Annotated in this window: 11 protein-coding genes; 4 read left to right on the forward strand and 7 right to left on the reverse strand. The window is 63.2% G+C overall.

The annotated features are described in order from the left end of the window. Positions 1 to 11 precede the first annotated feature (11 nt). Positions 12 to 926, reverse strand: coding sequence for a polyphosphate kinase 2 (ppk2, locus tag ACMGE0_RS10075; RefSeq protein ID WP_436815713.1), 915 nt, complete (start codon positions 924 to 926; stop codon positions 12 to 14). A 321-nt stretch (positions 927 to 1247) separates the two neighbouring features. On the opposite strand from ppk2, the gene leuC reads away from it, so the two are divergent. Together leuC and ACMGE0_RS10085 are read left to right on the forward strand one after the other, a co-directional pair. After that, positions 1248 to 2669 carry a 3-isopropylmalate dehydratase large subunit gene (gene leuC, locus ACMGE0_RS10080; RefSeq protein ID WP_436815714.1) on the forward strand — a complete coding sequence of 474 codons (1422 nt, stop codon included), beginning with the start codon at positions 1248 to 1250 and terminating at the stop codon, positions 2667 to 2669. A gap of 119 nt (positions 2670 to 2788) precedes the next feature. Continuing rightward, a complete protein-coding gene (locus tag ACMGE0_RS10085) occupies positions 2789 to 3337 on the forward strand; it encodes a SixA phosphatase family protein (RefSeq protein ID WP_436815715.1) in 549 nt (182 codons plus the stop codon). Positions 3338 to 3568: 231 nt separating this feature from the next. On the opposite strand, the gene ACMGE0_RS10090 is transcribed toward ACMGE0_RS10085, so the two are convergent. Further along, positions 3569 to 5557, reverse strand: coding sequence for a PhoX family protein (locus ACMGE0_RS10090; RefSeq protein ID WP_436815716.1), 1989 nt, complete (start codon positions 5555 to 5557; stop codon positions 3569 to 3571). 106 nt (positions 5558 to 5663) lie between these two features. Further along, positions 5664 to 6212, reverse strand: coding sequence for a L,D-transpeptidase family protein (locus ACMGE0_RS10095; RefSeq protein ID WP_436815717.1), 549 nt, complete (start codon positions 6210 to 6212; stop codon positions 5664 to 5666). A gap of 141 nt (positions 6213 to 6353) precedes the next feature. Between ACMGE0_RS10095 and ACMGE0_RS10100 the strand changes: the two genes are divergently transcribed. Together ACMGE0_RS10100 and ACMGE0_RS10105 are read left to right on the forward strand one after the other, a co-directional pair. Further along, complete coding sequence (locus ACMGE0_RS10100) at positions 6354 to 7037, forward strand: response regulator transcription factor (RefSeq protein ID WP_085419732.1); 684 nt, start codon at positions 6354 to 6356, stop codon at positions 7035 to 7037. A gap of 8 nt (positions 7038 to 7045) precedes the next feature. Further along, positions 7046 to 7501: a cyclic nucleotide-binding domain-containing protein gene (locus tag ACMGE0_RS10105; RefSeq protein WP_436815718.1), complete on the forward strand. Its 456-nt coding sequence runs from the start codon at positions 7046 to 7048 to the stop codon at positions 7499 to 7501. 172 nt (positions 7502 to 7673) lie between these two features. Here the strand turns inward: ACMGE0_RS10105 and ACMGE0_RS10110 are convergent, their stop codons facing one another. The 4 genes from ACMGE0_RS10110 to ACMGE0_RS10125 form a co-directional block, all read right to left on the reverse strand. Further along, complete coding sequence (locus ACMGE0_RS10110) at positions 7674 to 8477, reverse strand: exodeoxyribonuclease III (protein ID WP_436815719.1); 804 nt, start codon at positions 8475 to 8477, stop codon at positions 7674 to 7676. Between the two features lie 109 nt (positions 8478 to 8586). After that, on the reverse strand, positions 8587 to 9231 hold the full coding sequence (locus ACMGE0_RS10115; RefSeq protein ID WP_436815720.1) for an outer membrane lipoprotein carrier protein LolA: 645 nt from the start codon (positions 9229 to 9231) through the stop codon (positions 8587 to 8589). A 63-nt stretch (positions 9232 to 9294) separates the two neighbouring features. Continuing rightward, on the reverse strand, positions 9295 to 11991 hold the full coding sequence (locus ACMGE0_RS10120; protein ID WP_436815721.1) for an FtsK/SpoIIIE family DNA translocase: 2697 nt from the start codon (positions 11989 to 11991) through the stop codon (positions 9295 to 9297). A gap of 241 nt (positions 11992 to 12232) precedes the next feature. After that, positions 12233 to 13585 carry an ammonium transporter gene (locus ACMGE0_RS10125; protein WP_436815722.1) on the reverse strand — a complete coding sequence of 451 codons (1353 nt, stop codon included), beginning with the start codon at positions 13583 to 13585 and terminating at the stop codon, positions 12233 to 12235. Between the last annotated feature and the right edge of the window lie 15 nt (positions 13586 to 13600).

Raw genomic sequence — 13600 nt, forward strand, 5'->3', positions numbered from 1 at the left:
TCCCGTCAGGTTCAATAGACGTCCGGCACGTACATGTCCGGCGGCACCGGGTGGCGGATATAATCGTCATGACGGACACGGCCCGGCAGCTCGATCGGTTCCTTCGGCACGTTCTCGTAAGGCACCTGGGAAAGAAGATGGGCGATGCAGTTCAACCGCGCCTTCTTCTTGTCGACCGCCTGCACGACCCACCAGGGCGCTTCCGGAATGTGGGTGCGTTCCAGCATCTCTTCCTTGGCCTTGGTATATTCCTCCCAGTGGACCCGGCTTTCCAGATCCATCGGCGAGAGCTTCCACTGCTTCAGCGGATCGTGGATGCGCATCTTGAAGCGGAATTCCTGCTCCTCGTCGGTGATCGAGAACCAGTATTTGACGAGGATGATGCCGGAGCGCACGAGCATGCGCTCGAATTCCGGCACGGAGCGGAAGAATTCCTCCAGCTCGTCCTTCGTGCAGAAGCCCATGACGCGCTCGACGCCGGCACGGTTGTACCAGGAGCGGTCGAAAAGCACCATTTCGCCGGCGGTCGGCAGGTGGGGCACATAGCGCTGGAAATACCACTGGTTCCGCTCGCGCTCGGTGGGCGCCGGAAGCGCCACGACGCGGCAGACACGCGGATTGAGGCGCTGGGTGACGCGCTTGATGGCGCCGCCCTTGCCGGCGGAGTCGCGGCCCTCGAAGAGCACGACCATCTTCAGTTTCTTGTATTGCACCCAGTCCTGCAGGCGGACGAGCTCGTGCTGGAGACGGAAGAGCTCGCGGAAGTAAATCCTGCGATCGAGCGTCGGTTCGGCGGGCTCCGACATGCCCTCGGCGACCAGCTCATCGAGCCGGTCTTCCTCCATCTGCATCTCAAGCTCTTCATCGAAGCTGTCGGCGATCTCGTCCTTGATGCGGCTGAGCTGGTCTTCCATGGGTTCGGACATCTTGAACATCCCTCCGTTCTCAAAAGGAGATCAAGCACGTTTCCGCGAAAACTTTATGACAGCGATGCGACAGGTTTCCGCCGACGCAAACCGATTGCCGATTTTGCGGAAAACTGTTATTGGAGCCGCCATGGGATCGAAATTCGGATGCCTCGCGAACCAGTTCATCGTGCTGCAGGACCACAAGCGCCTGCCGGCACGCTTCTTCGCGCGCGTATCCGGGGCGCTTTGCGACCGACTTAGCTGATCTTCTCAGCACGAGGCAGCCTGCGGCTGCCCCACAGAAATCCCTCGTTCCATTCAGCTTTACGGATAGCAGCCATGAGCGCACAGCACATTGCCCCTCGGACCCTTTACGACAAGATCTGGGACGACCACGTCGTCTCCGAAGACGAAAACGGCACCTGTCTCCTCTATATCGACCGTCACCTCGTGCACGAGGTGACGTCGCCGCAGGCTTTCGAAGGCCTGCGCATGGCCGGCCGCAAGGTCCGGGCGCCGGAAAAGACGCTGGCCGTCGTCGACCACAACGTTCCCACGACCGCCGACCGCCATGAAGGCATCAAGAACGAGGAAAGCCGCATTCAGGTCGAGGCGCTTGCCCAGAACGCCAAGGATTTCGGCGTCGAATATTATTCCGAAAAGGACGTCCGCCAGGGCATCGTCCATATCGTCGGCCCCGAACAGGGTTTCACCCTGCCCGGCATGACGATCGTCTGCGGCGACAGCCACACCTCCACCCACGGCGCTTTCGGCGCACTGGCGCACGGCATCGGCACGTCCGAAGTGGAGCATGTGCTCGCCACCCAGACGCTGGTGCAGAAGAAGGCGAAGAACATGCTGGTGCGCGTCGACGGGAAGCTTCCCGAAGGCGTCACCGCCAAGGACATCATCCTCGCCATCATCGGCGAGATCGGCACCGCCGGCGGCACCGGCCACGTCATCGAATTCGCCGGCGAAGCGATCCGTTCGCTCTCCATGGAAGGCCGCATGACGGTCTGCAACATGACGATCGAAGGCGGCGCCCGCGCCGGCCTGATCGCGCCTGACGAGACGACCTTCGAATACATCAAGGACAAGCCGCGCGCACCGAAGGGCAAGGCCTGGGACATGGCGCTCGACTACTGGAAGACACTGCACACGGAAGAAGGCGCGCATTTCGACAAGGTCGTCGTGCTCGACGCCGCCAACCTGCCGCCGATCGTCTCCTGGGGTTCCTCGCCCGAGGACGTGGTTTCCGTTCAGGGCACCGTGCCGAACCCGGACGACATCCAGGACGAGACGAAGCGGGCCTCCAAGTGGCGCGCGCTGGAATATATGGGCCTCAAGCCCGGCACCAGGATGACGGATATCGCGGTCGACCGCGTCTTCATCGGCTCCTGCACCAACGGCCGCATCGAGGATTTGCGCGCAGCCGCCGAGGTCGTCGAGGGCAGGAAGGTGGCTTCGACCGTTTCCGCCATGATCGTCCCGGGCTCGGGCATCGTGAAGGAACAGGCCGAAGCCGAGGGCCTCGACAAAATCTTCAAGGAAGCGGGCTTCGAATGGCGCGAGCCGGGCTGCTCCATGTGCCTTGCCATGAACGACGACCGGCTGAAGCCGGGCGAGCGTTGCGCCTCCACCTCGAACCGCAATTTCGAGGGCCGTCAGGGCTACAAGGGCCGCACCCATCTCGTCTCGCCGGCCATGGCCGCCGCAGCCGCGATCGCCGGCCATTTCGTCGATATCCGCGAGTGGAAGTGATCCAGACTTCCCCGATCACGGAAAACAATGCCGCCCCTCCCCGGGGGCGGTTTTTTGTTGAAGGCAGGCAATAGACTCGACAGCAGACAAACGGACGCTTTGGCATCATAATGGCTGCCATGTCCAAGCGACCGCAAAAGAGATCGGACGACCCCGGCCGCAGGCTGATACTGCTGCGGCATGCGAAATCCGCCTGGCCCGAGGGCGTGGCGGATAAAGAGCGGCCGCTCGCGACGCGCGGCAGGAAAGCGGCTCCGCTGATCGGCGACTATATGGCCCGCGAAGGGCTTCTTCCCGACCTTGCTCTCGTCTCCCCTGCCCGGCGCACCCGGGAGACCTGGATGCTGGTTCGGGACGAGTTACCGGGGGATGGGGAAGTGCGCGACCATGCCGGGGTCTACGAAGTATCCGCGATGAAAATTCTCGACATCCTCGCGCAGGTCGAGCCCGTTTACCGCAACGTCCTGATCGTCGGACACAATCCTGGCCTTCAGGAACTTGCGCTTCTGCTGACGGGCACGGGGAATGCCGATGCCCGCCGGAAGATGGCGGAGAAGTTTCCGACCGCCGGGCTTGCCGTGATCGATTTCGACGCCGCCGACTGGCGGGAGATCAGCGAGGGATCAGGTCGCCTCGAACGCTTCGTCACGCCGCGTTCGCTTAAGTGACGGCAATACGCGGGTGAGCCGGCCATATGAAAAGCCCGCGGCCGACAGCTAGCCCGGCTCGCTCACAAACCTCCCGTCATCCTCGGCCTTGTGCCAAGGATCTGCAAACATCAATGGTTTGCAGATGCTCGGGACAGGCCTGAGCATGACGGAAGAGAAGTTCTTGCCTTTGTCGGCAGTCTAAGACCCCGCCGATTGCAGCGAGGCCCTGTTGTCGTCGCAAGCGGCGCGTCAGACGGCGATCTTGCCGCCGCCGATCTTGGTGATGGCGAGCACCGCCGGACGCACGGGCATGTCGTCCTTGAAGTCCGGCCAGCGCGTCGAGAGATCCTCGTAATAGGACGGACGGCCGTGGCCTTCCCAATCGTCGCCGCCGTCGCCCGGATGCTGGACGGCGACGAAGGCCGTCTCGTCGTCCGGCGTGAAGAGCGGGCCGCACATTTCCGCACCGACCGGCACGCGGAAGAAGAGCTTGGACGTCGCCCGCGCCTCACCTTCCGTATCGACGGCCCAGAGACCGTCCGTGCGGCCGGTCGCCTTGTTGTTGTTGCCGTCGGTCGAGACCCAGAGGCGGCCGGCCGAATCGACCGCACAGTTGTCCGGCATGCCGAACCAGCCGTTCTTCGTCGTCTCGGTGGAGAAGGTCGCGCCGACCGCCGCAACCGAAGGATCGCCGCATTTCAGAAGCACTTCCCACTTGCCCGACGTGGCGGTGAAATCTCCGCCGTCCTCGGTGATCTCGATGATGTGGCCGAACGCGTTCTCGGCGCGCGGATTGGCCGCATCGACCTGTTCCGCCTTGCGGCGGGTGTTGTTGGTGAGCATGACATAGACCTTGCCGTTGACGCCGTTCGGCTGCACGTCTTCCGGGCGGTCCATCTTGGTGGCGCCGAGAAGGTCGCCGGCGCGGCGCGTCTCGATGAGGACGTCGGCCTGGCTCGCAAAGCCGTTTTCGGCGGTCAGCGGACCCTGACCGTGAACCAGAGGCAGCCATTGCATCGTGCCGCCCTCGTCGAACTTGGCGACATAGAGCGTGCCGGTGTCGAGAAGGCTCAGGTTCGCGGCGCGATCATTGGGATTGTAGGTGCCGTCGGTCACGAACTTGTAGACATAGTCGAAACGCTCGTCGTCGCCGAGATAGAAGACCACCTTGCCGTTTTCGGCCACGATCGATTCGGCGCCTTCATGCTTGGTGCGGCCGAGAGCCGTCCGTTTCTTCGGCGTGGAGGCCGGGTCCATGACGTCGACCTCGACGATCCAGCCGAAGCGGTTCGGCTCGTTCGGCTCCTTGGCGAGGTCGTAGCGATCGTAGAAATTCGCCCATTCATAGCCGCCTTCCGGAACGCCGTAGCGCTTGTAATTGGCGGCTTCCTTATGGTCGGCCGGCAGCTCGCCGGAGAAGTAACCGTGGAAATTCTCCTCGGCCATGATGTAGGTGCCCCAGGGCGTGACGCCGCCGGCACAGTTGTTGAGCGTGCCGATGACGCGGGTTCCGGTCGGATCGGCAGAGGTCTTCACGCGGTCATTGCCGGCGACGGGACCGGTGAGCTGCATTTCCGTTGCGGCAGTGACGCGGCGATTATAACGGCCCTCCGGCACGACTTGCCATTTGCCGTCCACCTTGCGGATCTCGACGATCGTGCCGCCATGCGCAGCCATCTCGATATCGACCTGTTCCTTGTTGAGCGGCCCCTGCTTGATCTTGCCGTCGGCGATCGTCACGAGGCCCGGGAACATCAGATGCGGATTGGTGTATTCGTGATTGACGACGAGCAGGCCGTGCTCGGATGAACCTTCCAGCGGAATATAGCCGACATAGTCGTTGTTGTAGCCGAACTGGCGGGCCTGCGCCGCAGCAGTCTGCTTGGTGGGATCGAATGCCGGGGAATCCGGGAAGATCGCATCGCCCCAGCGCAGCAGGACGTCGGCGCTATAGCCTTCGGCGACGTGGTGATTGGCATCCACGCCGGCTTCGACTTCCGGGAAGGAGAAGGCCGACGCACCGGCGGCACGCGCCTTTTCGGCGGTCATCAAAGCCACGGGGCTGACGGTCGCGGCAATCGCGGAAACGGCCAAGGAACCCTGGAGGAAGTTGCGGCGCGAGAAGCGCTTGCTGATGATCTCGCCCATCGTCGGGTTGATGCTGGAATTATGACCTTCGCCATCCGCATCTTCGAGCTGGGTCGTCGGGAATATCTTCTGGGAAAGATGTTCGGTCATCTCACTGCCTCCAAAGTTGAATTACGGCGTCTAGTTTTGAGCCGTTCTAAACTTTAAGGTTCTGTTATTACGGCAGTACGACAACCGCGGGGCAGTGCACACGATATCAGAGGACGCGCACGACCGTGCCGCGGCGCATGAAGCGGAGGAGCCGCCTCATATCCGGAAGGCTGACGGCGATGCAGCCGGCGGTGGGCTGATAGCCGGGCTTGATGAGATGGAAGAAGATCGCCGAGCCGCGATGGCGGCGCCGCGAGGTAATGTTCCAGTCGAGCACGAGGCAGATGTCGTAGAGCCCGTCGGCCCGCAGCATGTCCTCATGGCTCGGCCGGAAGGGCGCCCTGACCAGACGATTGTAGGACGGATGCTCCGGCTGGTCGCACCACAGCATATCCTTGCGGATGCGACTGACCGGCAGGGCTGTCGGCGGCAGGCGCACCCTCTCCCCGCGGAAGAAACCGTGAAGGAGGCGCATTGCCGCGATCGGCGTCGCGCCGTCCCCTTCCCGCTTGAAGGGCGTGGTTCCGGACCGCCCGAGAGCCGCCGGCACGGTGATGCCGCCGAAGGAAACGATGGCGCGCTGACGGCTCCGGGGCGCCGTCCGGACGGTGACGACATTCGGCTTGGAACACGAGCCATCGCGAAAACGCTGCATTTTTCTCACAAGTTTTTGCTTTGAATATGATTTCGTTTGAATTCATAGCACGATGGGATTTAGATCGAAGGCCCTGATCACGCTTTGGAAGGCCGAAATTTCCGGCTTCCGAAGCGACCGGCGAGACGAAAGGCAGGAAGCATGGCAGCGCGTACGATACTTCTGGTGGATGACGACGACGACCTGCGCGAGACCCTGGTGGAACAGTTGTCATTCTATGACGAGTTCTCGATCCTCCAGGAGGCGAATGCCGCCAAGGCGCTGCAGACCGCCAAGAGCACCCAGATCGACCTCCTGATCATGGATGTCGGCCTGCCGGACATGGATGGCCGCGAAGCGGTGAAGCTTCTGCGCAAGAACGGCTTCAAGGCGCCGATCATCATGCTCACCGGTCACGATACCGATTCCGATACGATCCTCGGGCTGGAGGCCGGCGCCAACGACTACGTGACGAAGCCGTTCCGCTTCGCCGTGCTTCTGGCGCGCATCCGTGCGCAGCTTCGCCAATACGAGCAGAGCGAGGACGCCACCTTCACGGTCGGCCCCTATCTCTTCAAGCCGAGCCAGAAGCTGCTCACCACCGAGGACGGCAAGAAGATCCGGCTGACCGAAAAGGAAGCGGCGATCATCCGCTATCTCTACCGCGCCGGCCAGAAGGTCGTCACCCGCGACGTGCTCCTGGAAGAGGTCTGGGGTTACAACTCCGGCGTCACCACCCACACGCTGGAAACCCATGTCTACCGCCTGCGCCAGAAGATCGAGCGCGATCCTTCCAGCGCGGAAATCCTGGTCACCGAGAACGGCGGCTACAAGATCGTACCGTGATTTAGCCCATGTCCCTCACCGACGATATCCGGCTGCTTTCAGAGGTTCCGCTCTTCCGGGAGATGAACGGCGACCAGCTGCGCCTGATCGCCTTCGGTGCCGAACGGCGGCAGGTGTCTCCGGGCCAGGAACTGTTCCGGGAACGGTCGCCGGCGGAATCGGCCTTCGTCGTATCCAAGGGCCGTTTCGAGCTGCTGACGGCGGGCCGCAACGGCGAGGTGAGCGTGGAAGCGACGGTCGGCCGCGGCACGCTGCTTTCCGAACTCGCGCTCATCACCATGGTGGAACGGAAGTTCACCGCCATGGCGGTCGAGGAGGCCGAGGCGCTGAAGATCAGCCGCTCCCTCTTCCATCGCCTGCTGGAGGAATATCCCGACGTCGGCCGGGTGATCGAAAGCCGCATCCGCGACAACATCACCGGGCTCGCCAAAGCGGCGGCGGCGATGGGGCACAGGTTCGCGTAAAGCCGTTACCCTCTCTTTTTGCCCCTCACCCTAACCCTCTCCCCGCAGGCGGGGAGAGGGGACGTGCCCCAAGCAATGGGAACGGAAAACGGAGCGGCATATGTCCTTCTCCCCGCCTGCGGGGAGAAGGTGCCGGCAGGCGGATGAGGAGCAGAAGCACCTCCTTTGAATCTCAGAACTTGAACACCGCTGTCACCGGCACGTGGTCGGAAGGCTGGTTCCAGCCGCGCGCTTCCTTCAGCACCTCGATACGGTCGAGGAACGGCCCGAGGTCGGGCGAGGACCAGATATGGTCGAGCCGGCGGCCCTTGTCGGCCGCTTCCCAGTCCTTGGCGCGATAGCTCCACCACGTGTAGATCTTTTCCGGCTCCGGCGTGTGCTGGCGCATCAGGTCCAGCCAGCCGCCCTTAGCAATGACCTCCTTCATGCCTTCGGTCTCGACTGGTGTATGGCTGACGATCTTCAGGAGCTGCTTGTGCGACCACACATCGTGCTCCAGCGGCGCGATGTTGAGGTCGCCGACGAGGATAGAGGAAATGCCGGGCATGGCGTCGGCCCGCAAAGCCTTCATCTCCTCGACGAAATCGAGCTTGTGGCCGAATTTCGGATTGATCGTCCGGTCCGGCTCGTCGCCGCCGGCCGGCACATAGAAATTGTGGAGCCGGATGCGCCGGGAGCCACGCTCGAAGATTGCCGAGATGTGTCGCGCATCCCCGACGCCGCAGTAATTTTGGCGGTGGTCTTCGAGAAGCGGAATCTTCGATGCGATGGCGACGCCGTGATAGCCCTTCTGGCCGTGGATGATGATGTGCTGGTAGCCGAGGTCCTTGAGCGGCTGGAGCGGAAACTCCGGCTCCCGGCACTTGATTTCCTGGAGGCAGAGGATGTCCGGCCTGTGGCGGACGAGGAACTGCTCGACGATCGGCATGCGCAGCCGCACCGAGTTGATGTTCCAGGTGGCGATGGAAAATGTCATTGATCGAACCCCCGACGTGTCGCCGCGAGGTTTAGGAAATTTTATCGGCCCTGAGAAGCAAAAAAGCCGTGCAGACGCGCGGCCTTCCGGTTCCCGCAAGCGATTGCGATTACATTTTTCTCACGTCGTCGTAGGGAATGGTGAAGACCTTCTCGTCGAAATTCACGCCGTTCTGGACATTGTAGATCATCACCGACGTGTCCTTGTTCTGGGCGTCGGTGATCGTCCATTGGCGCAGGTCGAAGGTCTTGGAATCGAACATCATGGTGATGGTCGAATCGCCGAAGACGGTCTTGTTGCCGAGCACGATCGTGGTGAGATCGGATTCCTGCTTGACGTCGCGCACCATCTGGTTGCCGAGATCGATGCGGTTGGCCAGCAGCAGGCTCAGCGGCGTCTTGGAGAGCGGGTAGATATCCCAGGTCTTGAGCTTCAGGTTGCCGATCACGACATTCCTGCCGTCGGCGATGACGCGGATCGGCGATGGGTCCTCGAAGTTGAAGCGCAGCTTGCCGGGCCGCTCGATATAGAACTTGCCGCCGGTCTGCTCGCCGCGCGGACCGAACTGCACGAACTCGCCCATCATGGTTTTGACCGACGAGAAATGGTCGGCGATCTTCTGCGCGGCTGCCGAGCCGGCGCCCTGTGCGAAGCTCGTGCCCGGCGCGAAGGCTGCCGCCGCCAATCCCATCAGCCCGAGCGAAAACTGTCTGCGGCCGATCATACCGGAAAGGATGGGTTTTTCGTTCTTCATTCTGGTCTCCTTCCTTGAACTTCTGGGCGCGAAAGGCGGCGGCTTGATGGCGATCCCGAAAGCCTACCGTTCGAGAATGTCGCCCTCGGTCGGCACCAGGATTTCGCGCTTGCCGGCATGGTTGGCCGGCCCGATCAGCCCCTCCTGCTCCATCCGCTCGATGAGCGAGGCGGCCCGGTTGTAGCCGATGCCGAGACGGCGCTGGATATAGGACGTCGAGGCCTTGCCGTCGCGCAGCACGATCGCCACCGCCTGATCGTAAGGGTCGTCCGAATCCGAGAAGTTCGCGGTGCCGGCCGGGCCGCCGCCGTCGCCGTCCTCGTCGTCATCGGCCGTGATCGCATCGAGATATTGGGGCGCGCCCTGCGTTTTCAAGTAGGAGACGATCTCCTCGACTTCCGTGTCCGACACGAAGGGGCCGTGGACACGCTGGATGCGGCCGCCGCCTGCCATATAGAGCATGTCGCCCATGCCGAGGAGCTGTTCGGCGCCCTGCTCTCCGAGGATCGTGCGGCTGTCGATCTTCGACGTGACCTGGAAGGAGATGCGGGTCGGGAAGTTCGCCTTGATCGTGCCGGTGATGACGTCGACGGACGGACGCTGGGTCGCCATGATGACATGGATGCCGGCGGCGCGCGCCATCTGTGCCAGGCGCTGGACCGCACCTTCGATATCCTTGCCGGCGACCATCATCAGGTCGGCCATCTCGTCGATGATCACGACGATGTAGGGCATCGGCTCGAGATCGAATTCCTCCGTCTCGTAGACCGCCTCGCCCGTCTGACGGTCGAAACCGGTCTGGACGGTGCGGGTCAGGACTTCGCCCTTTTCCATCGCCTGCTCGACGCGGGTGTTGAAGCCGTCGATATTGCGTACGCCGATCTTCGACATCTTCTTGTAGCGCTCTTCCATCTCACGGACGGTCCATTTGAGCGCCACGACGGCTTTCTTCGGATCGGTGACGACCGGCGACAGAAGGTGCGGAATGCCGTCATAGACGGAGAGTTCGAGCATCTTCGGGTCGATCATGATGAGGCGGCACTTCTCCGGCGTATAGCGATAGAGAAGCGAGAGGATCATCGTGTTGATGGCGACCGACTTGCCGGAACCGGTCGTGCCGGCGACGAGCAGATGCGGCATCTTCGCGAGGTCGGCCACGACCGGCTCGCCGCCGATCGTCTTGCCGAGCGCCATGGCGAGCTTCGCCTTGCTCGCCTCGAAATCCTTGCTGCCGATCATTTCCTTCAGATAGACGGTCTCGCGGATGCGGTTCGGCAGTTCGATGCCGATCGCGTTGCGGCCGGGCACGACGGCGACACGGGCGGCGATCGCACTCATCGAACGGGCGATATCGTCCGCAAGGCCGATGACGCGCGAGGACTTGATGCCGGGCGCGGGCTCCAGTTCGTAGAGCGTCACGACCGGTCCGGGGCGCACGTGGATGATCTCGCCCTTGACGCCGAAATCCTCGAGAACGCCTTCCAGCAAACGGGCATTCTGCTCCAGCGCGTCGGCGGAAAGCGAGGCATCGCGGGCAACGGCCTTCGGCTCGTTCAGAAGATGGACGGAGGGGAGCTGGAAACCGGCCGGCGAGATGAACGAGGTCTGTGCATCGCGGGCGACGCGAGCGCCGGGCCTGGGCGGCGCGGCGGCGGGCACGACCCGCGGCTGGGCGCGGCCGCCGACGGGCTGCGGCGTGCGGGAAGACACGAAGGGCGCGTCATCGTCATCATCGGCAAGAATGCCGGCGGGGCGTGGCGGCATGTCGTCCATGTCGAACGGCGGATCGTCGTCATAATCATCGTCGTCGTCGTGGGCGGACATCGGCGGCGGCGCCACGATGCGCCGGGAACCGGCGACGCGCTCGACAGGACCGTCGAGCGAGGGCTCCATGCGGCGGCCGGCAGCGGCCGGAGCCGCCTTGGCGCGGACGGGCTCGTTCAACGTGCCGAACTCGTCCTCGTTGAAATCGTAGGGCTGATCGAAGCCCATGCGCGCCCGCGGCTTGATGCCGGCGAGCCGGCGCAGCCGCGCCTGGGCGATATACCAGTAGTGGGCGAGCGCGCCGAAGGCCAGGAAGCCGGCAAAGCCGTCCTCCTCGTCTTCCTCCTCGACCTCGTCGCGCTTCGAACGGCCCTTCGCCGCTGCGACCGGCTGATCGTCGTCCTCGGCCTCCTCCTCGAAAGCCTCGCCCACGAGGCCGGAGGCAAAGAGCATGAGCCAGATGCACGGACCGGTGAAGATGCAGCCGAGCACGATCGCCACCATTCCGGTCGGATAGGCGCCGACGAAAAGCGCCGGGAACCGGAGGATCATGTCGCCGATCACGCCGCCTATACCGTTCGGGATGGGCCAGGTAAGCGGCGCGGGAAAGCAGCCGAGTGTCGCGGTCGCAAGCAGCGTTCCGCCGCCCCAGGCCGCGAGACGGGCCGGAATGCGGTCGTATTTGCGGCCGGAGATCAGCGCAAGCGCAAGCGCAAGCACCGGCAGCAGCGCCACGATGCTCGCAAGGCCCAGGAACTGCATCATCAGGTCCGCGAAGACGGCCCCGGAAAAGCCGAGGATATTGGTGGGCGCGTTGTCGGTCGCGTAGGAGAAGCTCGGATCGGCGACGTTCCAGGTGGCGAGCGCGGCAACCGCCAGGCCCAGCGCGAAGACGATGCCGAAGCCGGCAAGCGCCAGCGCCTGCCTCAACACGAAGGCGGTCAGCGCCAAGCGGGTGGACCGGTTTGCCATAGCCGCCGAACTGCTTCTGCCCATCGTACCTGCCCGCTGTTTTTGAAACGCAACTCCTCACGCGAATCGGCAAGCCGCCGGCCGATTCACGCAATTCCAGCGGAGAATAGCGTAAGGGAGGTTAATGTGCCTTTAACCACGATGAGCAGCCGGAGGCCTGAAAAATATAAAAAAGCCCGGACCGAAGCCCGGGCCGATGCAGCTCGATAAGCAAGCTGCGACGGGATTTGAGGCGGCGGCGATCGCCCGCCGCCGCAACCGTGAATCAGGAGTGATAGGCGGCTTCGCCGTGGGTCGAGAGGTCGAGGCCTTCGCGCTCGGCTTCGACGGTGACGCGCAGGCCGACGATGAGATCGACGATCTTGTAGAGGATCACCGATCCGACGCCGCACCAGACGATGGTGACGATGACCGCATAGAGCTGCGTCATGAACTGGCCGCCCATCGTCACGCCTTCCGCGTAGCCGATGCCGCCCAGCGAAGACGAGGCGAAGATGCCGGTCGCGAGCGCGCCGAAGAAACCGCCCACACCGTGAACGCCGAACACGTCGGCCGTATCGTCATAGCCGAACTTGTTCTTGATGACCGAGATGAAGAAATAGCAAATCGGCGAAACGAGAAGGCCCATGACGATCGCGCCCATCGGACCGGCAATGCCGGCAGCCGGGGTGATGGCGACCAGGCCGGCGATCATGCCGGAAACGGCACCGAGCAGGGAAGCCTTGCCGCGGGCGAAGGTTTCGACGACGCACCAGGAAAGAACGGCCGCAGCCGTGGCGACGAAGGTGTTGACGGTTGCGAGCATCGCGCCGCCGGAAGCTTCGAGGTTGGAGCCGGCGTTGAAGCCGAACCAGCCGACCCACAGCATGGCCGCACCGACGAGCGTCAGCGTCATGGAGTGCGGTGCCATCATGTCCTTGCCGTAACCGGTCCGCTTGCCGACCATGATCGCACCGATCAGACCGGCGAGACCGGCGTTGATGTGGACGACAGTGCCGCCGGCGAAGTCAAGCGCGCCCCAGCCGAAGATCAGGCCGTTCGCGTCCCAGACCATGTGTGCGATCGGGAAGTAGACGAAGGTGACCCAGAGCAGGCAGAACAGGATCGAAGCCGAGAACTTGATGCGCTCTGCGAAGGCGCCGACGATTAGCGCGGGCGTCAGGGCCGCGAAGGTCATCTGGAACATCACGAAGATGAATTCCGGAATGACCACGCCGTCGGAGAAGGTCGCAGCCGTGGAATCCATGGTCACGCCGGAAAGGAACAGCTTGGCAGTACCACCCCAGAAGGGCGAGGTCCCACCGCCGAAGGCGAAGGAATAGCCATAGATGACCCAGGCAAGCATGATGGCCGAACCGGCGACGGTGCACTGCATGAGCACGGACAGCATGTTCTTGGCACGCACCAGGCCGCCGTAGAAGAGCGCGATGCCCGGCATCAGCATGAACAGCACGAGAAGAGTGGCGATGAACATGAAGGCTGTGTCGCCCTTGTCCGGAACCGGAGCGGCCGCTGCCGCCGGCGCGGCAGTGTCCTGCGCAAAGGCGACGATGGGAGCGAAAAGTGCCGCAGCAGCGGCGCCCAGCCGTCCCAAAGTAGAAATCCTGTTGAATTGCATAGCTTGAAAACTCCC

The organism is Neorhizobium descurainiae (assembly GCF_051400715.1).
GTDB lineage: Bacteria > Pseudomonadota > Alphaproteobacteria > Rhizobiales > Rhizobiaceae > Neorhizobium.